Origin of the sequence: Dactylosporangium sp. NPDC049742, from assembly GCF_040674675.1 — a bacterium.
Taxonomy (GTDB): domain Bacteria; phylum Actinomycetota; class Actinomycetes; order Mycobacteriales; family Micromonosporaceae; genus Dactylosporangium; species Dactylosporangium maewongense.
Genome location: NZ_JBFANF010000010.1, coordinates 167,175 through 187,283 on the forward strand (window position 1 = coordinate 167,175; position 20,109 = coordinate 187,283).

The following is a 20,109-nucleotide window of genomic DNA, read 5'->3' on the forward strand; positions in this document are numbered from 1 at the left end:
AGAATGACTACCACCTGCCCATGCGCGAAGGAGAGAGACATCCCGTGATCCGATCCCATCAGTCCGGCGCCCTGCGGGCCGGCGACGCCGGCACGACCGTGACGCTCGCCGGCTGGGTGGCCCGCCGGCGCGACCACGGCGGCGTGATCTTCGTGGATCTCCGGGACGCCTCCGGTGTCGTCCAGGTCGTGTTCCGCGAGGACATGGAGGTCGCGCACGCGCTGCGCAACGAGTACTGCGTGCTCGTCACCGGCGAGGTGCGCGCCCGGCCCGCCGGCAACGAGAACGCCGACCTGCCCACGGGCGACGTCGAGGTCGTCGCGACGGCCCTCGAGGTGCTGTCGGAGGCCGCGCCGCTGCCGCTGCCGATCGACGACGGCGAGGCCGCCAGCGACGACGTGCGCTACCGGTACCGCTACCTCGACCTGCGCCGCTCCGGCCCGCACAAGGCGATGAAGCTGCGCTCGCGCGCCAACCAGATCGCTCGCAACCTGCTCGCCGACCGCGACTTCGTCGAGGTCGAGACGCCGACGCTGACCCGCTCCACGCCCGAGGGCGCCCGCGACTTCCTGGTCCCGGTCCGCCTGCAGCCCGGCACCTGGTACGCGCTGCCCCAGTCGCCGCAGCTGTTCAAGCAGCTGCTCATGGTCGGCGGCCTGGAGCGGTACTACCAGATCGCCCGCTGCTACCGCGACGAGGGCTTCCGCGCCGACCGGCAGCCGGAGTTCACCCAGCTGGACATCGAGATGTCGTTCGTGACCCAGGACGACATCATCGAGCTCGGCGAGTCGATCGTCCGGGCGCTGTGGTCCGACCTGGCCGGCCACGAGATCACCGGCGAGATCCCGAAGCTGACCTGGCACGACGCCCTCGCGCGGTACGGCTCCGACAAGCCCGACCTGCGCTACTCCGTCGAGCTGACCGAGCTGACGGAGTACCTGCGCGGCACCGAGTTCCGCGTCTTCGCCGGCGCCATCGACGGCGGCGGCTACGTCGGCGGGGTCGTCATGCCCGGCGGCGCCGCGCAGACCCGCAAGGAGCTCGACGCCTGGCAGGACTGGGCGAAGGCGCGCGGCGCCCGCGGCCTCGCCTACGTCGTCCTCGACGCCGAGACCGGCGAGCCGAAGGGCCCCGTCGCGAAGAACCTGTCCGCGGAGCACCTGGCCGGCCTCGCCGACGCCGTCGGCGCCAAGCCCGGCGACGCGGTGTTCTTCGCCGCCTCCGCCGAGCGGCGCCAGGCGCAGGAACTGCTCGGCGCGGCCCGCGTCGAGATCGCGAAGCGGGCGAAGCTCGTCGACGAGTCGGCGTGGTCGTTCTGCTGGATCGTCGACGCGCCCATGTTCGAGCCGACCGACCCGGAGGCCGGCGGCACCGGCGGCGGCGCGAAGGGCTGGACGGCCGTGCACCACCCGTTCACCTCGCCCAACCGCGAGTGGATCGACCGCTTCGAGGAGTCGCCGGGCGAGGCCCTCGCCTACGCGTACGACATCGTCTGCAACGGCAACGAGATCGGCGGTGGGTCGGTCCGTATCCACCGGGGCGACGTGCAGCGCCGGGTCTTCGACATGCTGGGCATCAGCGCCGAGGACGCCGCGGACAAGTTCGGCTTCCTGCTCGAGGCGTTCAAGTACGGCCCGCCGCCGCACGCCGGCATCGCCTTCGGCTGGGACCGCATCTGCATGCTGCTGTCCGGCGTCGACTCGATCCGTGAGGTGATCGCGTTCCCGAAGACCGGCGGCGGCTTCGATCCGCTGACCGGCGCGCCGACCCCGATCACCACCCAGCAGCGGTTGGAGGCCGGCGTGGACGCCAAGCCCAAGGCGGCCGGGGCCACCGAGGCGAAGACTGAGGCGAAGACAGAGGTCAAGGCTTGACGGTGCTCGTGACCGGCGCCTCCGGGTATCTCGGAGGCGCCGTCGCCGCCCTGGCCGGGGCCGTCCCCGCGCCGCGGATCGACATCAGGGACCTGGGCGCCCTGTCGGCGATGTTCGCAGTGGTACGACCGGCGACGGTCATCCACACGGCCACGGTCCTCGGCAACAAGGGCGGCTCGGCCGACGACCTCTGGCCGGTCGTCTCGGCGGGCGCCGCCAACGTCGCGGTCGCCGCCCGCTCGATCGGCGCCCGGCTCGTGCACGTCTCCTCCGACGCCGTGTTCGCGGGACGTGACGCACCGTACACGGAGGCGGACGCCCCGTCGCCGGTCTTCGACTACGGCGCCGCGAAGGCCGCCGCCGAGGAGGCCGTCGCCGCCGTCGACCCGGGCGCGGCGATCGTCCGCACGTCCCTGATCGTCTCCGGCGGCCGCGGGAAGCTGTCCCGGCACGAGCAGACCTGCCTCGACCTGGCGAACGGCACCGCTTCGGGCGCCCTGTTCACCGACGAGATCCGCTGCCCGATCGCCGTCGACGACCTGGCCGCCGCCCTGGTGGCGTTCGCCGCCACCGACTACGCCGGCGTGCTCAACGTGGCCGGCCCCGAGGCGCTGTCCCGGCACGCACTCGGTGTGCGAATCGCTGCCCGAAACGGCATGGATCCTGCAACGGTGCCGTCTTCGACACTCGCGGAGAGTGGTCTCAACCGTCCCGGCCGGGTCGTTCTGGACTCCTCGGCGGCGGAGAAGCTGCTCGGTCTCGCCCCTCGGCCTGTCTGACCAAGGTCTTTCGCAGCGCACACAAAGTTTGAGTGCGGACGCGGAGCGTTCGCATGGGGGGTGTGGGGAGGCGCAGTCCCCCACAAAAACGCGGCCCGCAAGGGTCGGGGAGCTAGAAGCTGTAGGGTCTGGGGCCGTGGACGGCTTGTTCGAGATGCAACCACCGGGCGGCGGCGGCGATCCCGCGCCCCCGGGTGGGTTCGACGACGTCGCCGCCGACGCGCCCCTCGCCGTGCGGATGCGCCCGCGGACCCTCGACGAGCTCGTCGGGCAGCAGCACCTGCTCGCGCCGGGCGCGCCGCTGCGGCAGCTGGTCAGCGGCGACGCGCCGATGTCGGTGATCCTGTTCGGGCCGCCCGGCTGCGGCAAGACCACGGTCGCGCACCTGGTCGCCCGGGCCACCGACCGCAAGTTCGTGGCGCTGTCCGCGCTCAACGCGGGCGTCAAGGACGTGCGGTCGGTCATCGATGTCGCACGCCGGGAGCGCCGCCGGGGCGGGCCGCCGACCGTGCTCTTCATCGACGAGGTCCACCGCTTCAGCAAGACGCAGCAGGACTCGCTCCTCGCGGCCGTCGAGGACCGCACCGTCACCCTGCTCGCCGCCACCACCGAGAACCCGTTCTTCTCCGTCATCACGCCGCTCATGTCGCGCTGCGTGCCGCTGAAGCTGCATCCGCTGACCGAGGACGACGTGCGCGAGCTGCTGCGCCGTGCCGTGGCCGACCCGCGGGGGCTCGGCGGCGCGGTGACGCTCGCTCCCGACGCGGAGGCGCATCTGGTACGCCTGGCGGGCGGCGACGTGCGGAAGGCCCTCACCGCTCTCGAGGCGGCCGCGGCCGCGACGACGGCACAGGGCGCCGACGTCATCGACCTGACCACCGCCGAGCAGGCCATCGACGTGGCGGCGCTGCGGTACGACCGGGACGGCGACGAGCACTACGACGTGGTGAGCGCGTTCATCAAGAGCATCCGCGGCTCCGACGTCGACGCGGCCCTGCACTACCTCGCGAGGATGCTGGAGGCGGGGGAGGACGCCCGGTTCATCGCCCGGCGCCTGATCGTGCACGCCAGCGAGGACGTCGGCATGGCCGACCCGACCGCCCTGCAGACCGCGACCGCCGCCGCGCACGCCGTGCAGTTCGTCGGCCTGCCCGAGGCGCAGATCGTCCTGGCGCAGGCGGTGATCCACCTGTCGGTCGCCCCGAAGTCCAACGCGGTCGTGGCCGCGATCGGCGCCGCCATGTCCGACGTCCGTGCCGGGCACGGCGGTGCAGTTCCCGCGCATTTACGCGATTCGCACTACAGCGGTGCATCCAAGCTCGGCCACGGCAAAGGGTACAAATACCCTCACGACGACTCCCGAGGCGTTGTGCAGCAACGGTACGCCCCGGAAGGGCTCGACGACCGGGAGTACTACCGCCCTACGGGCCATGGCGCAGAGCGCGCTGTGGCGGAACGATTGCCGAAACTGCGGCGTATCGTGCGGGGGACCACAGTGTCGGCAGCAGACCCCGCAACCGACGGCGCGACCAGCATGGTGGAGGAGCGGCACCGGTGACATCGGGTCGAGATGAGGCCAAGAAGCGGCGCGGCCGCGGCAAGGCCGAAGAAGGCCCGAGCGACGAGGACCTCGGCTGGCTCGCCGAACTCCGCAGCGCCCGAGGCGACGAGGACGTCCTTCAGCAGCCGCCCGCGGCCCCCCGCGACGGCGGCCACGACGTCCTGGACCAGCCGGCCCCCCGCCGCGCCGAGCCCACCCAGGCCTGGCAGGCCCCCCGCGCCGCCGGCCGCGGTGAGGTCGAGCGTGAGTCGCCGTCGGGTGGTGTACCGGCGGCGGGTCGTCGCGCCGCCCCTGAGCCGACGGCGGCGTGGCAGGCCCCCCGCGCTGCTGGTCGCGGTGAGGTCGAGCGTGAGTCGCCGTCGGGTGGTGTACCGGCCGCGGGTCGTCGCGCTGCCCCTGAGCCGACGCCGGCGTGGCAGCCCGAGACTTCCCAGTCCGGCCGTCGCGCCGCTGGTCGCGGTGCGGTCGATCGTGAGTCGCCGTCGGGTGGCGTGCCGGCGGCTGGTCGTCGTGCCGCGCCTGAGCCGACGACCGCGTGGCAGCCCGAGACCTCCCAGTCCGGCCGTCGCGCCGCCCCCGACACCTCCCAGCCGGCCGGTCGCCGCGCCGCGGCCGACACGTCGCAGCCGACGGGTCGCCGGGCCGCTCCCGAGGCCGGCCCCTGGCAGCCACAGGCCGACCCGGTGGTGCGCCGCGAGCCGGCGACCGGATCCGTGCCGGGTGCGCCGGCCGCCCCGCCGGCAGGCCCTCCGCCCGCCGCCGGTCGTGCGTCCGCGACCGGTCGCACCTCGGTGCCCGGACCCGTCACCGGTCGCCCCGGCGTTCCCGAGGTGCCGCCGGCCACAGGTCGCACCGCCGTTCCCGGGCCCGCCACGGGCCGCACGACCGTGCCCGACGCCACCCCCGCCACAGGCCGCACGTCGGTGCCCGGGCCCGTCACGGGCCGCACGTCCGTGCCCGAGACCGGGCCGGCGGCGGGCCGCACCTCGGTCCCCGGCGCCGGACCGTCGGCGGGTCGCCCGGCAGCGCCCGGGGCAGGGCCGGCGGCGGGTCGCGGCGGCGTGCCGTCCGCGTGGGACGCCCCAGCCCGTGAGGCGACACCGGGCGGGCACCGGGCCGCCGACGAGGAGTCGCCGTCGCGCGGGCGCCGGGCCGCACCCGAACCCCGCCGCGGCGAGCCCGACCTGGAATCCAGCGGCGGCCGGAGGTCGTTCGAGGCGGCCGCCGGCGCCGTTCCACCGCCGCAGCGTCGTGGCGAGCCGGACCTGGAGTCGAGCGGCGGTCGTAGGTCGTTCGAGGCAGCCGGCGGCGCCATCCCGCCGCAGCGTCGTGGTGAGCCGGATCTGGAGTCCAGCGGCGGTCGCAGGTCGTTCGAGGCGGCTGCCGGTCCGATCCCGCCGCAGCGCCGTGGTGAGCCGGACCTGGAGTCCAGCGGCGGCCGGAGGTCGTTCGAGGCGGCCGCCGGCCCCGTCCCGCAGGCGCAGCGCCGCGGCGGCGCCGAGCCGACCGGCCGCTTCGCCGCCGACGCCGGTCCCGCCGCCGCCCAGGGCCGCGCCGGCCACGGCTCCGCCGGCTCCAGAGGCGTCGGCTCGCAGCAACCCGGACCGGACAAGACCGGCCCGCAACACACCGGACCGCACGGCCCGGGCGCGGGACCGCAGGAGCCCGGACCGCCCGGCGCGCGCGGCCAGAGCGGCCCGCGGACCGGCACCGGCCCCCAGAGCGACCCGCACGGCCGTGCCCAGGGCGAGGCGTACGGACGCGGCGGACCCCAAACGGGCGCCACGGCCGGCAACCAGCACGGCCCCCAGGGCGGGCCGCACGGCGGCGGGCCCGGCGGCGGGCAGGGGCCGGCGCACCCCGGCGGCGGGCCGCAGCAGCGGGGACCGCAGCAGCGCGGCCCGCACGGCGCGCCCGGCGGGCGGCCACCGGTCAACGCACCGGGCGGGCGGCCCTCGCCCTACGGCGTGCCGCGGCAGCCGGGGGAGGCGCCGCCGAAGCCGTTCGTGGACCTGGCGCGGTTCGACCCCAACCCCGCGACCACGTACCGCGGCATCGCCACCACACCGGGAGCGTTCGACTGGGAGTCCACGACGCAGATCGCGCCGTTCGGGCTGCTGCAGCTCGCGCAGGCCAAGCGGGTGCGGCAGCTGCGGCTCGCGACGATCATCTTCGTGGTGCTCGCGGTGGTGAGCGCGCCCGCGGCGTTCTTCGTGATCCGGGAGTTCACCAGGGACCCGGTGTTCGTGGAGCTCGACAACCTCAACCTGCCGGAGTGGGCGGCCCGCAACCCGACCGACGGGGCGCTCGGCAGCCGCTGGTGCATCCGGGAGTGCCGGTCCCGGCAGCGGACCTGGGAGTCGGCGCGCGGGCCGGAGGAGACCAACCGGGCGTTCGTCGGCAAGCTCAAGGACGCCGGCTGGGTCGAGTGGGACATCCCCGACTGCCAGGCCGAGGGCGTCGACGGGATCGAGACGTGCTGGCAGCGCGACGAGTACGTCCTGGACCTGTGGGTGCGCGCGGCCGTCTGCGAGGTGAAGGGCGCCCGCCCGACGGTGAACCCGTCGCAGGCGAACCCGTCCCAGTCGGGCAAGCCGACGCCGAAGGCACCGGCCAGCCAGCCCGCGTCGCAGGACCCGGCGCCGCAGCCGTCGGGGGAAAGCGACCCGGGCCCGGCGCCCACCGCGATCTGCCCCCTCGCGGTGGCGACCATCAAAGTCTTCAACCGGATCAGCTACGGCCCAGGTGGCGAGCAGGGCGGCGGCTGACGGCGACACCGGCCGGTCGAGAAGCGCCGCCTCATCACGGAGGGTAGGGTTCCTCCGTTGGATGAGCGCATCCACGCGGGTGAAGGAGGAAACGGGCGTGACCGTGTCCCTGGGCGGTATCGCGGCGCTGGTGGCGTCGGGTGGTTTTTTCGTGCTCGTGCTGGTGCTCGCGGTGCCGATCCTTCGGGTCCGGCACACGATCGACGCGGCGACCGGCGCGCTGCGCGACGCCGCGGACCAGACGACCCCCATGCTGGAGCGGATCAACAGCACGATCGACAACGTCAACGTGGCCCTCAGCCAGGTGCACACCACGCTTGACGGGGTGAACATGCAGCTGGCGCGCATCGACACGATCACCGAGAACGTGTCGCACGTGAGCGCCAACGTGGCGAACCTGTCCACGGTGGTCAGTGCGGCCGCGGCGAACCCGCTCGTGAAGGTCGCCGCGTTCGGCTACGGCGTGCGCAAGGCCGCCGCCAACCGCCGCGCCGCCGCCGACGAGGCCGAGGTGCGCGAACAGATCAAGCAGTCGCGGCGCAAGCGCGTCTAGTCGCGCGGGCGCTGCCCGTACACCACCTGACAAACGAGACAAGAAAGGTTGAGCCATGCGGCGCATGCTGTGGCTCGGGATCGGACTCGCCATAGGCGCTTTGGTCGTCCGCGCGGTCACCAAGAAAGCGCAGGCCTTCACCCCGCAGGGCATCGCCGCCTCGGCGCGCGACTCGGCCGTCGGCCTCGCCGGCACCGTCCGCGGGTTCGTCGACGACGTGCGTGACGGCATGGCGGAGCGTGAGGCCGAGATCCACGCCGCGTTCGCGGAAGGCGCGACCCTCGACGAAGACCTTTACCCGGAAGGCCGGCAGCACCGATGAAGACCGCGGAGATCAAGCGTCGTTTCCTCGCCCACTTCGAGGGGGCGGGACACACGGTCGTGCCGAGCGCGCCGTTGCCGGCGATCGCCGACCCGAACCTGCTGTTCATCAACGCGGGCATGGTGCAGTTCGTGCCGTTCTTCCTCGGCCAGCGCACGCCGCCCTACCCGCGGGCCGCGAGCGTGCAGAAGTGCATCCGGACGCCGGACATCGACGAGGTCGGCAAGACCAGCCGGCACGGCACGTTCTTCCAGATGAACGGCAACTTCAGCTTCGGCGACTACTTCAAGGACGGCGCGATCAAGCTCGCCTGGGACCTGTCGACCAACCCGGTCGACAAGGGCGGCTTCGGCCTGGACCCGGAGCGGATCTGGGCGACGGTCTACCTCGACGACGACGAGGCGATCGAGATCTGGAAGAAGACCGGCCTGCCCGCCGAGCGGATCGTGCGGCGCGGCAAGAAGGACAACTTCTGGTCGATGGGCATCCCCGGGCCGGCCGGTCCGTGCTCCGAGCTGTACTACGACCGCGGCCCCGCCTACGGCAAGGAGGGCGGCCCGGAGGTCGACGAGGACCGTTACCTGGAGTTCTGGAACCTCGTCTTCATGCAGTACGAGATCACCAACGTGCGGTCGAAGGAGGACTTCGACATCGTCGGTGAGCTGCCGGCGAAGAACATCGACACGGGCATGGGCCTGGAGCGCATCGCCTCGATACTGCAGGGCGTCGACAACCTGTACGAGATCGACGAGGTCAACCCGATCCTGAGCAAGGCCGCGGAGATGACCGGCAAGCGCTACGGGCAGACCGTGTCGAAGGTGGCCGGCGAGTCGCACCCCGACGACGTGCGGCTGCGCGTCATCGCCGACCACGTCCGCACCGCGCTCATGGTGATCTCCGACGGGGTCACGCCGTCGAACGAGGGCCGCGGCTACGTGCTGCGCCGCATCCTGCGCCGGGCGATCCGCTCGATCCGCCTGCTCGGCTGGCACGAGGGTCCGGCGCTGCCGATCCTGCTGCCGATCGCGCGGGACTGCATGTCGCCGTCCTACCCGGAGGTGGCGGCCGACTTCGACCGCATCTCGACGTACGCGTACGGCGAGGAAGAGGCCTTCCTGCAGACGCTGAAGGCGGGCACCACGATCCTCGACACCGCCGTCACGGAGACGCGCGCCGCCTCGAAGACCGTGCTGTCCGGGGACAAGGCGTTCCAGCTGCACGACACGTACGGCTTCCCGATCGACCTGACCCTGGAGATCGCGGCCGAGCAGGGCCTGACGGTCGACGAGGAGGGCTTCCGCCGCCTCATGGCCGAGCAGCGCACCCGCGCCAAGGCCGACGCGAAGGCCCGCAAGACCGGCCACGCCGACCTGTCGCAGTTCCGCGCCGCCCTGGAGCAGGGCGGGCCGGTCGAGTTCACCGGCTACCGCGAGGTGGCCCGGGAGTCGGTCGTGCGGTCGCTGCTCGGTGCCGCCGCAGGGGGCCAGGGCGAGGAGATCTCGCTGGTGCTGGACGCCACCCCGTTCTACGCGGAGGGCGGCGGCCAGATGCCCGACCTGGGCGTCATCACCACCGGCAGCGGCAAGGCCGAGGTCCTCGACGTGCAGAGCCCGCTGCCCGGCCTGATCGTGCACCGGGTGAAGATCCTCGAGGGCGAGATCCGGCCCGGCGAGTCGGCGTTCGCGGAGATCGACACCGCGCGCCGGCGGGCCGTGTCGCGGGCGCACACCGCGACCCACCTCATCCACCAGACGATGCGCAACTTCCTCGGCGAGTCGGCGACCCAGGCGGGCTCGCTCAACGCGCCCGGCCGGCTCCGCTTCGACTTCAACACCCCCGGCGCCGTGCCGCAGAGCGTGCTGCACGACGTCGAGCAGCAGGTGAACGAGGTGCTGCTGCGGGACCTGCTGGTGCACGCGTTCGTCACGTCGCAGGAGGAGGCGCGCAAGCTCGGTGCCATGGCGCTGTTCGGCGAGAAGTACGGCGACGAGGTCCGCGTCGTCGAGGTCGGCGACTACGCCCGCGAGCTCTGCGGCGGCACGCACGTCGAGCGCTCCAGCCAGCTGGGCCTGGTGAAGATCCTCTCCGAGTCGTCGATCGGTTCGGGTGTACGACGGGTCGAGGCGCTCGTCGGTCTGGACGCGTTCGGGCACCTGGCGCGGGAGCACGTCCTCGTGTCGCGCCTGGCCGAGCTCTTCCGGGTCCCGGGCGACCAGGTCGCCGACCGGGTCGAGCAGACCGTCGCGCAGCTGCGCGACGCCGAGCGGGAGCTGGAGAAGCTGCGCACCCAGCTGGTCCTCGCCAACGCAGGCGGGCTCGCCGACGCGGCGAAGGACGTGCACGGCGTCGCGTACGTCGGCACCGAGGCGCCCGAGGGCACCTCCGCGAACGAGGTCCGGACGCTGGTGCAGGAGATCCGCGGCCGGATCCCGGCGGAGCGGCCCGCGGTCGTCGCCGTCGCCGCCCGCGCGGGCGGCAAGGCGTCGCTCGTCGTCGGCATCAACGCGGCCGCGAAGAGCCGCGGCCTGTCCGCCGGTGACCTGGTCAAGGGCGCCCTGTCCGGCCGCGGCGGCGGCAACGCCGACCTCGCGCAGGGCGGCGGCGTGCCGGCGGCGGAGGCCCCCACGTTGCTCGCCGCGGTCGAGCGAGCGCTGTAGATCGGCTGCCATGCGGGTAGGTGAATTCGTCGATTCACCTACCCGCGGGCGTTTGCGGGGTGCGCGGTGCGCATAGGGTGCTACCCGTGACGACGCAGCCGTGGACCCGTGGCCGGCGGATCGGCGTCGACGTCGGCAGTGTCCGCGTCGGCGTCGCGATGTGCGATCCGGACGGGATCCTCGCGAGCCCCGTCGCCACCCTGCCGCGCGATCAGGTCACCGAGAGTGACAAGGTTGCATCCGACATGTCGGAAATCCTGCGGCTGGTCGCGGAACACGAAGTGGTGGAGATCGTTGTCGGCCTGCCGATTAACCTGGCCGGCAAGGAAGGGCCCGCAGCGGCTCTGATCAGGCAATATGCCGACCGTCTGGCGGAGCTGGCGGACCCCGTGCCGGTCTTGCTGACGGACGAGAGGATGTCCACCGCGGCGGCAACACGTAGGCTGTCGGAGCGCGGCGTCCGTGGCAGGCGGCAACGCGCGGTCATCGATCAGGTGGCCGCCGTGGAGATCCTGCAACGATGGCTCGACGCGCGACGGGCCGTTCGCGGCTGAATGCCAGGAGGCGAAGGACAGATGGGCGAGCTTGACCTGGGCTGGGACGACGAGGAGCGGCCCAGCAGACATCGGCGCCGCGCCGCGTCCGCTCCGGCCCGCGGCAGACGGAAGGGCCGTGGCGGGAGGACCTTCCTCGCGCTCTTCATCAGTCTGCTGGTCTTCGGCGGTCTCGCGTTGGGCGTCTATGTCGGCGTCGACCGGGTCAAGGACATGTTCACCGCTGCCGACTACAACGGCGGCGGCTCCGGCGAAGTGACGGTCGAGGTCCTGCCCAACCAGTATGCCGCCGACATCGCCAACACGTTGGCGGAAAAGGGCGTCGTGAAGAGCGCGAAGGCGTTCGTCGAGGCGGCGAAGAAGGACGAGCGCAGCAAGAAGCTGCAGCCGGGCTTCTACAAGCTGCGCAAGCAGATGGCCGCCGCCCAGGCCCTGTCGCTGATGCTCGACCCGAAGAGCCGCCTGGTCAACAAGGTGACGCTGCCCGAGGGCCTCACGTTCCAGGAGACGTTCAAGAAGCTGGCCGACGTCACGAAGATCCCCTACGAGGAGTTCGAGAAGGCCTCGCAGGACACCAAGGCGCTCGGCCTGTCCGACGTGTGGTTCCAGCGCCAGGACGGCAAGGGCGTCGCCAAGAGCATCGAGGGCTTCCTCTTCCCGGCGACCTACGACTTCCCGCCGAACGTCGACGCGACCGCCATCCTGAAGATCATCATCAACCGGTTCAACCAGGAGATCGAGTCCCTCGGGTTCATCGACGGCGTGCAGAGTTCGCTGCACATCTCGCCCTACGAGGCGCTGATCGGCGCGTCGATCGCCCAGGTCGAGGGCCTCGACAAGGACCAGGAGGGCATCGTGCGGGTGCTCTACAACCGGGTCTACTCCGGCAAGTTCCCGTGCAGCTGCCTGCAGGTCGACAGCACCGTCAACTACTACCTGCGGATCACCGGCAAGGGCGCCAAGCCGTCCACCGAGCTGCTCAACTCGGAGCTGCACAACAAGAAGAACCCGTACAACGCCCACGACGTCCCCGGCATGCCGATCGGTCCGATCAGCAACCCCGGCACCAGCGCGCTGAAGGCGGCGATCAACCCGCCGAAGCACGACTACTACTACTTCTGCGCCATCGACACGGCCGGCAACACCGGATACGCCAAGACGTACCCCGAGTTCGAGAAGCTGTGGGCCCAGGCGCAGAAGAACGGCGTCAAGTAGGTGCGTGCCGCCGTCCTCGGCCAGCCGGTGAGCCACTCGCGCTCACCGGCGATCCACAACGCCGGCTACGCGGCCGCCGGGCTGCGCGACTGGACCTACACGGCGATCGAGTGCGGCACCGAGGACCTGCCCGGGTTCGTTGCCGGGCTCTCGCCCGACTGGGCCGGGCTGTCGCTCACCATGCCGCTCAAGGAGGTCGCGCTGACGGTCGCCGCGATGGTCGACCCCTTCGCGGCGGCGATCGGCGCGGCGAACACGCTGGTCCGGCGGGCGTACGGATGGCACGCGTACAACACCGACGCCCCCGGCATGGTCCGGGCGCTGCTGGAGGCGGGTGTCTCGCGCACGCCGCGGCTCGCCGTGCTCGGTGGCGGCGGCACCGCCCGGGCCGCCCTGGCCGCGGCCGCTTCCCTGTCGGCGGACGTCACGCTGTACACGCGGCGGCTCGAAGCTTTTGAAGAGCTGCTGCCGGTGGCCTCGGCGCTCTCCGTGGACCTCGTGCACGCGCCCTGGTCGTCGCTCGACTCGTGCACCTCCTTCCCGGTGGTGATCTCCACGGTGCCGAAGGGGGCGGCGGACCCGCTCGCGGTCGCGGACTGGTCCGGGCGGCCCGTCGTGTTCGACGCGATCTACGAGCCGTGGCCGACGCCGCTGGCCGCCGCGGCGTCCGCTGCCGGGTGTGCGATCGTGTCCGGGCTCGATCTGCTGCTGTGGCAGGCGGTCGACCAGTTCGAGCTGTTCACCGGCAAGGCTGCGCCGGTCGCGGCGATGCGGGCGGCGCTGCGTTCCGCCTGACTGCGTGTTGTCTTTTGGATCGCTGTTCGTCGGCGAGGCGGCCGTGCGTTCCGTCTGATGGGCTTTGGTGACCTCATTGCGGGAAGTGTCATACCCGCGTGACATGCTTGCCGGGTGTTGCGCTGGTTGACCGCAGGTGAGTCGCATGGCCCGGCACTCGTCGCGATCCTGGAGGGTGTTCCCGCAGGTATCGAGCTGACGAGCGCGTCCGTGGCGGCAGAGTTGGCCCGTCGACGTCTCGGCTATGGCCGCGGCGCGCGGATGGCGTTCGAGCAGGACGTGGTCGAGTTCGTCGGCGGCCTCCGGCACGGGCGCACCCTCGGCAGCCCCGTCGCGATCCGCGTCGGCAACAGCGAGTGGCCGAAGTGGGAGACCGTCATGGCGGCCGACCCCGTCGACCCCGACGTGCTCGCCGCCCAGGCGCGCAACGCGCCGCTGACCCGGCCCCGCCCCGGCCACGCCGACCTCGCCGGCATGCAGAAGTACGGGCACACCGACGCCAGGCCGATCCTGGAGCGGGCCAGCGCGCGGGAGACCGCCGCCCGGGTCGCCGTCGGCGCCGTCGCCAAGGCCCTGCTGCGCCAGGCGCTCGGCATCGACATCGTCTCCCACGTCATCGAGCTCGGCTCCGTCGCCGCCAAGCCCGGCCTGCTGCCCCGGCCCGAGGACTTCGACCGCATCGACGCCGACCCGCTGCGCTGCCTCGACCCCGACGCGAGCGCCCGCATGGTCGAGGAGGTCGACGCCGCGAAGAAGGACGCCGACACCCTCGGCGGCATCGTCGAGGTCCTCGCCTATGGCGTCCCGCCGGGCCTCGGCAGCCACGTGCAGTGGGACCGCAAGCTCGACGCCCGCCTCGCCACCGCCCTCATGTCCATCCAGGCGATCAAGGGCGTCGAGATCGGTGACGCGTTCACGCAGGCCCGGTCCCGCGGCTCGCAGGCGCACGACGAGATCATCCCCACCGCCGACGGCGTCCGCCGGGTCACCGACCGCGCCGGCGGTCTCGAGGGCGGCATCACCACCGGCGAGCCGCTGCGGGTCCGCGCCGCGATGAAGCCCATCTCGTCGCTCAACCGGGCGCTGCAGACCATCGACGTCACCACCGGCGAGCCCGCCACCGCCATCAACCAGCGCTCCGACGTCTGCGCGGTCCCCGCCGCGGCCGTCGTCGCCGAGGCGATGGTCGCGCTCGTCCTCGCCGAGGCGGCCCTGGAGAAGTTCGGCGGCGACTCGGTCCCCGAGATCCAGCGCAACGTCACCGGCTACCTGTCGAACCTGGTCATCCGGTGAAGCCTCGCGCCGTCCTCGTCGGCCCGCCCGGAGCGGGCAAGACGACCGTCGGCACGCTGCTCGCCGCCGCGCTGGGCGTCGACTTCCGCGACGTCGACGCGGACATCGAGGCCGTCGCCGGCAAGCCGATCCCGGAGATCTTCATCGACGAGGGCGAGGACCACTTCCGCGCGCTGGAGCGGGCCGCGGTCGCCTCGGCGCTGTCCACGTTCGACGGGGTGCTGGCCCTCGGCGGCGGCGCGATCCTGGCCGCCGAGACCCGCGAGCTGCTCTCCGGGCACACCGTGGTCTACCTGACGGTCGAGCTGTCCGACGCGGTGTCCCGGGTCGGGCTCGGCAGCGGGCGGCCGCTGCTCGCGCTCAACCCGCGGGCCACGCTGAAGTACCTGCTGGACCAGCGGCGGCCGCTGTATGAGCAGGTCGCCACCGTCACCGTCGGCACCGGCGGCCGCACCCCCGAGGACATCGCCGAAGAACTGGCCGGCAAGCTGTGACCGCTGTCGCTGTCGCTGCCGGTGTCGCTGGGTTGGAGGGTCTGCTGTGACCGCCGTTTCCGTGGTCGACGTCTCGGGCTACTCCGTCCTGATCGGGCGGGGACTCTTCGACCGGGTGCCTTCGCTGGTCAGCGGCGCGGCGCAGGTCGCCGTGCTGTTCGCCGGGCCGGTCCGCGGGCACGCCGAGCAGGTCATGGCGGCGCTGCGGACCGCCGGCCACGTTGTGCTGCCCCTCGAGGTCCCCGACGCCGAGGCGGGCAAGGACATCGCCGTCGCCGCCGGCTGCTGGGACGCGCTGGGGGAGGCCGCGTTCACCCGCAGCGACGCCGTCGTGGGCGTGGGCGGCGGGGCCGTCACCGACGTCGCCGGGTTCGTCGCCGCGAGCTGGCTGCGGGGCGTCCGGCTCGTCCAGGTCCCGACCAGCCTGCTCGGCATGGTCGACGCCGCGGTGGGCGGGAAGACCGGCATCAACACCGCCGCCGGCAAGAACCTCGTCGGCGCCTTCTACCCGCCGGTCGGCGTCGTGTGCGACCTGTCGACCCTGGACACGCTGCCCGCCGACGACCTGCGCGCCGGCATGGCCGAGGTGGTCAAGTGCGGGTTCATCGCCGACCCCACCATCCTCGACCTCGTCGAGGCCGACCCGGCGCTCGCCCTCGACCCGCACGGCGCGGTGCTGCCCTCGCTGGTCGAGAAGGCCGTCGCCGTCAAGGCCCGGGTGGTCTCCACCGACCTGCGCGAGTCCGGCCTGCGCGAGATCCTCAACTACGGCCACACCCTGGGCCACGCGATCGAGCGCCGCGAGCAGTACCGCTGGAAGCACGGCCACGCGGTCTCCGTCGGCCTCGTCTACGCGGCCGAGCTGGGCCGGCTCACCGGCCGCCTCCCCGCCGACGTCGCCACCCGCCACGCCGCGGTGCTGAAACTGCTGGACCTCCCTGTCACGTACGACGCCGCCGCCTGGCCCGACCTCCACGCCGCGATGCGCGTCGACAAGAAGGCCCGCGGCGCGACGCTGCGCTTCGTGGTGCTGGACGGCCTCGCCACCCCGGGCACCCTGGCCGGCCCACCCGACGACCTGCTCTTCGCCGCCTACGCCGCAGTAGCCGCCTGACCCCACCCCCTGGGCCGCGCCGGTCGATCGCTGAACCGGCCGGTACCAGGACAGCTTTTCCGTGATCCGGAAGAGTTTGTGCTGCTATGACGACATGAAGTCTTCCGGATCATGGGGTGGGTGAGGGCTGAGGTCGTGGTGCTGTTCCCCGACCGTTGTCCTCGTGTGGTCTGGCGCCGTTGAGGGCGTTGTTCGCTGCTCCGTGCCGCCCGCTGGTCTAAGAACCAGGACTGTCGATTGCTGGACTGGGCGGTACCAGGACAGCTTTTCCGTGATCCGGAAGAGTTTGTGCTGCTATGACGACATGAAGTCTTCCGGATCATGGGGTGGGTGAGGGCTGAGGTCGTGGTGCTGTTCCCCGACCGCTGTCCTCGCACGGTCCGGCGTCGTCGAGGGCGTTGTTTGCTGCTTCCGTGTCGCCGTTTGGTCCAAGAACCAGGGTCGCCGATTTGCCGGACTGGTTGGTGCCAGCTCGCTCCCCGTGATCCCGAACTGTCCTGGTAGCCCTGGCTACCGGAACCGCACGGGATCACGGGGGAGGGAGCCGTGTCGATTGCTGGACCGGCGGGTACCAGGGCAGTTTTCCGTGATCCGGAAGAGTTTGAGTTGCTATGACAGCACAAAGTCCTCCGGATCATGGGGTGGCTGGCGTGGGTGGCGCTGGCTGGCTGCTCATGATCCCGAATGGTTCTGGTAGCCCTGGCTACCGGAACCGCACGGGATCATGGGGAAGAGGGACGCGTCGATTGCTGGACTGGCTGGTGCCGGGGCGGCTTTCCGTGATCCGGAAGAGTTTGTGCTGCTATGACGGCACAAAGTCTTCCGGATCATGGGGTGAGTGGCGTGGTGGTGCCGGCTGGCCGTCGTGATCTCGAATGTGTTCTGGGTCAGGGGGTGGCGGGGGCTGGGGTGGCAGGGGCTGCAGTGGAGAGCAGGGTGGGCAGGGGTGGGCGGAGGCGCAGGTACAGGATGCCGCCGACGGTGCCGAACATGGCGGCCACGACGGCCTGCGGGTAGGTGGGGGCGCCGAAGGGGAGCAGGAACATCGCGATGCCGACCGAGAGGCGGATCGCGGCGGGGGGCGGGTGGTGCAGGCCGGCCGCGAGCGGGACGATCGGCCACAGCAGGTACCACGGGTGCACGACCGGGCCGCACAGGACGATCGCGGCCAGGGCCAGGCCGAGGCCCGCGACAGGGTTCGGGGCGCGCAGCAGGGCCCAGCCGGCGAGCGCGCAGCCCGCGGCCGCCGCGACGAGGCGGATGACGGCCATCGCGGAGGGGTGGCCGGCGGAGGCGAGGAGCATGCCGACGTCGGTGCTGAGGGAGAGGCCGTTGCGGACGGTGGTGGGGGTGTGCAGGGCGGCGATCCAGCCCAGGCCCAGACCGGACGCGGCCTGGAGCACGATGAAGGCGAGGCCCGCCCCCGCCGCCGTGCGGATGAGGGCGCCCCGGCGGCCGCGGGTCAGGGCGACGACCGTGACGAGGGCGAGGATCGCGGGCGCCTTGACCAGGGCCGCGGCGACGATGAGGGCGGCGCCGAGCAGGGGGCGGTCGCGGACGGCGGCGAGCAGGCCGGCGGCGACGAGGCCGACCATGAGGGCGTCGTTGTGGACGCCGGCGACGAGGTGGAGCAGGAGCAGCGGGTTGAGCGCGCCGAACCACAGGGCGCGCTGCGGTGGGACGCCGAAGCGGGCGGCGAGGCCCGGCAGGCAGGCGACGGCCAGGGCGACCCCGGCCAGGGCGACGAGCCGCATCGCCCAGACGCCCACGACGGTGTGCTCGCCGGTGACGGCGACGATCATCGACGCGCAGCGCAGGAAGACGGGGCCGTAGGGGGCGGGCGTGTCCTGCCAGATGGGCGGGACGTCCAGGGCGAGGGGGCCGCCGAGCGTGGAGGGGCCCCAGCGGTACGCGTCGAGCCCCTGCCGCACCATCGCGCCCTGGGCGAGGTAGCTGTACACGTCGCGGCTGAACATGGGGGCCGTGGCGGCGAGCGGCGCCGCCCACCACAGCAGGGTCTTGATCAGGTCGGCGGGGCGCTGGCCGTCGACCGTGGACCGCATCCGCAGCCACGCGCCGCACAGCAGCACCAGCCCGAAGTAGGTGATGGCGACGCCCGCGAGGGGGAAGGCGCGCAGCTCGCGGATCAGCGGCCAGTCCTCGAACGGGTCGCGGCGAGGAAGGGCGCCGGCGGCGACGCCACCCAGCGCGATCGCGACGGAACCCGCGAAACCCAGGGTACGGTTGACGATGTCCGGTCTGCCCACTACGGCACACTGGCTGAGTTTCATGTCCTGGTGGCCAATGCGACATGAACTCCGGCCACCTCGACCGGTACACTGCTTCGGGCCTTTCCGCCGGCACGACGCCGCACGGACCAACTGACGAAAGTGACGTCTATCCACATGGCAACCACGAACGACCTGAAGAACGGCCTGGTGCTCAACCTCGACGGCGATCTGTGGGCCGTTGTTGAGTTCCAGCATGTGAAGCCGGGCAAGGGCGGCGCGTTCGTGCGGACCACCCTGAAGAACGTGCTCTCCGGCAAGGTGGTCGACCGCACGTTCAACGCCGGGACGAAGGTCGAGACCGCCACCGTCGACAAGCGGACGATGCAGTACCTGTACATCGACGGCGAAGACTACGTGTTCATGGATCTGCAGTCGTACGAGCAGATCTCCGTCCCCGCCGGCACGGTCGGCGAGGGGACCAAGTTCCTGCTCCCCGAGGCCGAGGTGACGGTGGCGACCCACGAGGGTGTGCCGCTGTACGTCGAGCTGCCCACGTCGGTGATCCTCGAGGTCACCTACACGGAGCCGGGCCTGCAGGGCGACCGCTCCACCGGTGGCACCAAGCCGGCGACGGTCGAGACCGGCGCCACGGTCAACGTGCCGCTGTTCATCAACATCGGCGAGAAGATCAAGGTCGACACCCGCGACAGCCGTTACCTCGGCCGGTCCTGACCGTGTCCTTCACTGGGGGCTCCTTCCTCGGGGGCGACGTCACCGCGCAGATGACCGCGCGGCGGAAGGCCCGCAAGCGTGCCCTCGACGTGCTCTACCAGGCCGACCTGCGCGGTGAGCCGCGCGGGTCGGTCCTGACGGCCTACGTGGCGAACCTCGAGGAGCCGAAGCCGGGCTACCTGCCGTACACCGTCCAGCTGGTGGAGGGTGTGGAGAGCCACGCCGTCCGGATCGACGAGCTGCTGTCCAGCTACGCCGAGGGGTGGACCCTGGAGCGGATGCCGGTGGTCGACCGGAACCTGGCCCGCATCGCGGTGTACGAGCTGCTCTACAACGACGAGATCGACAACCCCGTGGCGATCACGGAGGCGGTCGAGCTCGCGGAGGCGCTGTCGACCGACGACTCGCCCCGCTTCCTCAACGGCATCCTGGGCCGGATCGCCGACTACGCCACGTAAGACGCCGCTAAGCAAGGTGAGCCGGGTGTGATCCGCCGTCGGACGACGGGGGATCCGCCCGGCTTTGTGCTGCCTGCGGGAGGTCGGCGACGCGGCGAGATCATCATCACGCCCTCCGCGGAGAGTGATGTCCGCCCCACCCGGGGCGGGGTATCAACGCAAGGAGGGGGCCGCCGGAGCGACCCCCTCCTTGCTACGGAAGGTCAGGACTGAAACAGGCTGCGCGGGTCGGTGACCAGCACACCGTGCTCGTTGAGCCGCTCGACCAGCCCCGACGGCGAGGCGTCGTAGACGATCGCCAGGGCGCGCAGGTCGTCGGCCCGGATGGACAGCACGCGACCGTTGTAGTCGCCGCGCTGCTGCTGGATGGCGCGCGCGTAGCGGGCCACGTAGGCAAGGTCCTCGGCGCCGGCGTCGTACAGCCGCTCCAGGTCCAGGACGATCTTGTTGGTGGGCTCGTGCCTGACACCGCTGCCCTCGGGCAGCAGCTCGGCGACGGGGACGCGGTAGAACTCGGCCAGCTCGGCCAGGCGGGACACGGTGACGGCCCGGTCGCCCCGCTCATACGAACCGACGACGACGGCCTTCCAGCGCCCTGCCGACTTCTCCTCGACACCCTGCAGAGACAGCCCCTGCTGCTGTCGGATCGAGCGCAGGCGAGCACCAAGAGACTTGGCGTACTCAGACGGCATACGGACACTCCCAGTCA

The 20,109-nt window shown here is 72.1% G+C and carries 17 protein-coding genes; 15 read left to right on the plus strand and 2 right to left on the minus strand.

The window, feature by feature from the left end; translation table 11 throughout:
- The first annotated feature begins 44 nt into the window (after nt 1-44).
- The 13 genes from aspS (at nt 45) to aroB (ending at nt 15,979) form a co-directional block, all read left to right on the plus strand.
- On the plus strand, nt 45-1,874 hold the full coding sequence (aspS, locus tag AB0J72_RS15950; protein ID WP_363399232.1) for an aspartate--tRNA ligase: 1,830 nt from the start codon (nt 45-47) through the stop codon (nt 1,872-1,874).
- 2 nt (nt 1,875-1,876) lie between these two features.
- Nucleotides 1,877-2,653: a sugar nucleotide-binding protein gene (locus AB0J72_RS15955; RefSeq protein ID WP_363399360.1), complete on the plus strand. Its 777-nt coding sequence runs from the start codon at nt 1,877-1,879 to the stop codon at nt 2,651-2,653.
- Nucleotides 2,654-2,807: 154 nt separating this feature from the next.
- Nucleotides 2,808-4,211, plus strand: a complete 1,404-nt coding sequence (locus AB0J72_RS15960; RefSeq protein WP_363399362.1) for a replication-associated recombination protein A — start codon at nt 2,808-2,810, stop codon at nt 4,209-4,211.
- On the plus strand, nt 4,208-6,982 hold the full coding sequence (locus AB0J72_RS15965; protein ID WP_363399234.1) for a hypothetical protein: 2,775 nt from the start codon (nt 4,208-4,210) through the stop codon (nt 6,980-6,982). The genes AB0J72_RS15960 and AB0J72_RS15965 overlap by 4 nt, the downstream gene beginning before the upstream one ends.
- A 103-nt stretch (nt 6,983-7,085) precedes the next feature.
- Complete coding sequence (locus tag AB0J72_RS15970) at nt 7,086-7,535, plus strand: DUF948 domain-containing protein (protein WP_363399364.1); 450 nt, start codon at nt 7,086-7,088, stop codon at nt 7,533-7,535.
- Between the two features lie 55 nt (nt 7,536-7,590).
- Nucleotides 7,591-7,857 (plus strand): hypothetical protein, encoded by a 267-nt coding sequence (locus tag AB0J72_RS15975; RefSeq protein ID WP_344503550.1) that lies wholly within the window; start codon nt 7,591-7,593, stop codon nt 7,855-7,857.
- Nucleotides 7,854-10,514: an alanine--tRNA ligase gene (alaS, locus tag AB0J72_RS15980; protein ID WP_363399236.1), complete on the plus strand. Its 2,661-nt coding sequence runs from the start codon at nt 7,854-7,856 to the stop codon at nt 10,512-10,514. Before AB0J72_RS15975 ends, alaS begins: the two co-directional genes overlap by 4 nt.
- 86 nt (nt 10,515-10,600) lie before the next feature.
- Nucleotides 10,601-11,068 carry a Holliday junction resolvase RuvX gene (gene ruvX, locus AB0J72_RS15985; protein ID WP_363399238.1) on the plus strand — a complete coding sequence of 156 codons (468 nt, stop codon included), beginning with the start codon at nt 10,601-10,603 and terminating at the stop codon, nt 11,066-11,068.
- A gap of 21 nt (nt 11,069-11,089) precedes the next feature.
- On the plus strand, nt 11,090-12,283 hold the full coding sequence (gene mltG, locus AB0J72_RS15990) for an endolytic transglycosylase MltG (protein WP_363399240.1): 1,194 nt from the start codon (nt 11,090-11,092) through the stop codon (nt 12,281-12,283).
- The gene (locus AB0J72_RS15995; protein WP_363399242.1) at nt 12,284-13,078 is read left to right on the plus strand and encodes a shikimate dehydrogenase; all 795 of its coding nucleotides are present in this window, start codon (nt 12,284-12,286) and stop codon (nt 13,076-13,078) included.
- 114 nt (nt 13,079-13,192) lie between these two features.
- Nucleotides 13,193-14,371, plus strand: coding sequence for a chorismate synthase (gene aroC / locus AB0J72_RS16000; RefSeq protein ID WP_363399244.1), 1,179 nt, complete (start codon nt 13,193-13,195; stop codon nt 14,369-14,371).
- On the plus strand, nt 14,368-14,865 hold the full coding sequence (locus tag AB0J72_RS16005) for a shikimate kinase (protein WP_363399246.1): 498 nt from the start codon (nt 14,368-14,370) through the stop codon (nt 14,863-14,865). The genes aroC and AB0J72_RS16005 overlap by 4 nt, the downstream gene beginning before the upstream one ends.
- A 46-nt stretch (nt 14,866-14,911) precedes the next feature.
- Complete coding sequence (aroB, locus tag AB0J72_RS16010) at nt 14,912-15,979, plus strand: 3-dehydroquinate synthase (protein WP_363399247.1); 1,068 nt, start codon at nt 14,912-14,914, stop codon at nt 15,977-15,979.
- 887 nt (nt 15,980-16,866) lie between these two features.
- Here aroB and mptB read toward each other — a convergent pair.
- A complete protein-coding gene (gene mptB, locus AB0J72_RS16015; RefSeq protein ID WP_363399249.1) occupies nt 16,867-18,246 on the minus strand; it encodes a polyprenol phosphomannose-dependent alpha 1,6 mannosyltransferase MptB in 1,380 nt (459 codons plus the stop codon).
- A gap of 138 nt (nt 18,247-18,384) precedes the next feature.
- Here mptB and efp point away from each other — a divergent pair, with 138 nt between their 5' ends.
- Complete coding sequence (gene efp / locus AB0J72_RS16020) at nt 18,385-18,942, plus strand: elongation factor P (protein ID WP_344503560.1); 558 nt, start codon at nt 18,385-18,387, stop codon at nt 18,940-18,942.
- Between the two features lie 50 nt (nt 18,943-18,992).
- Nucleotides 18,993-19,400, plus strand: coding sequence for a transcription antitermination factor NusB (gene nusB, locus AB0J72_RS16025; RefSeq protein WP_363399366.1), 408 nt, complete (start codon nt 18,993-18,995; stop codon nt 19,398-19,400).
- A 203-nt stretch (nt 19,401-19,603) separates the two neighbouring features.
- Here the strand turns inward: nusB and AB0J72_RS16030 are convergent, their stop codons facing one another.
- Entirely contained in the window at nt 19,604-20,092 is a 489-nt protein-coding gene (locus tag AB0J72_RS16030) for a transcriptional regulator (RefSeq protein ID WP_033356835.1), read from the minus strand.
- Between the last annotated feature and the right edge of the window lie 17 nt (nt 20,093-20,109).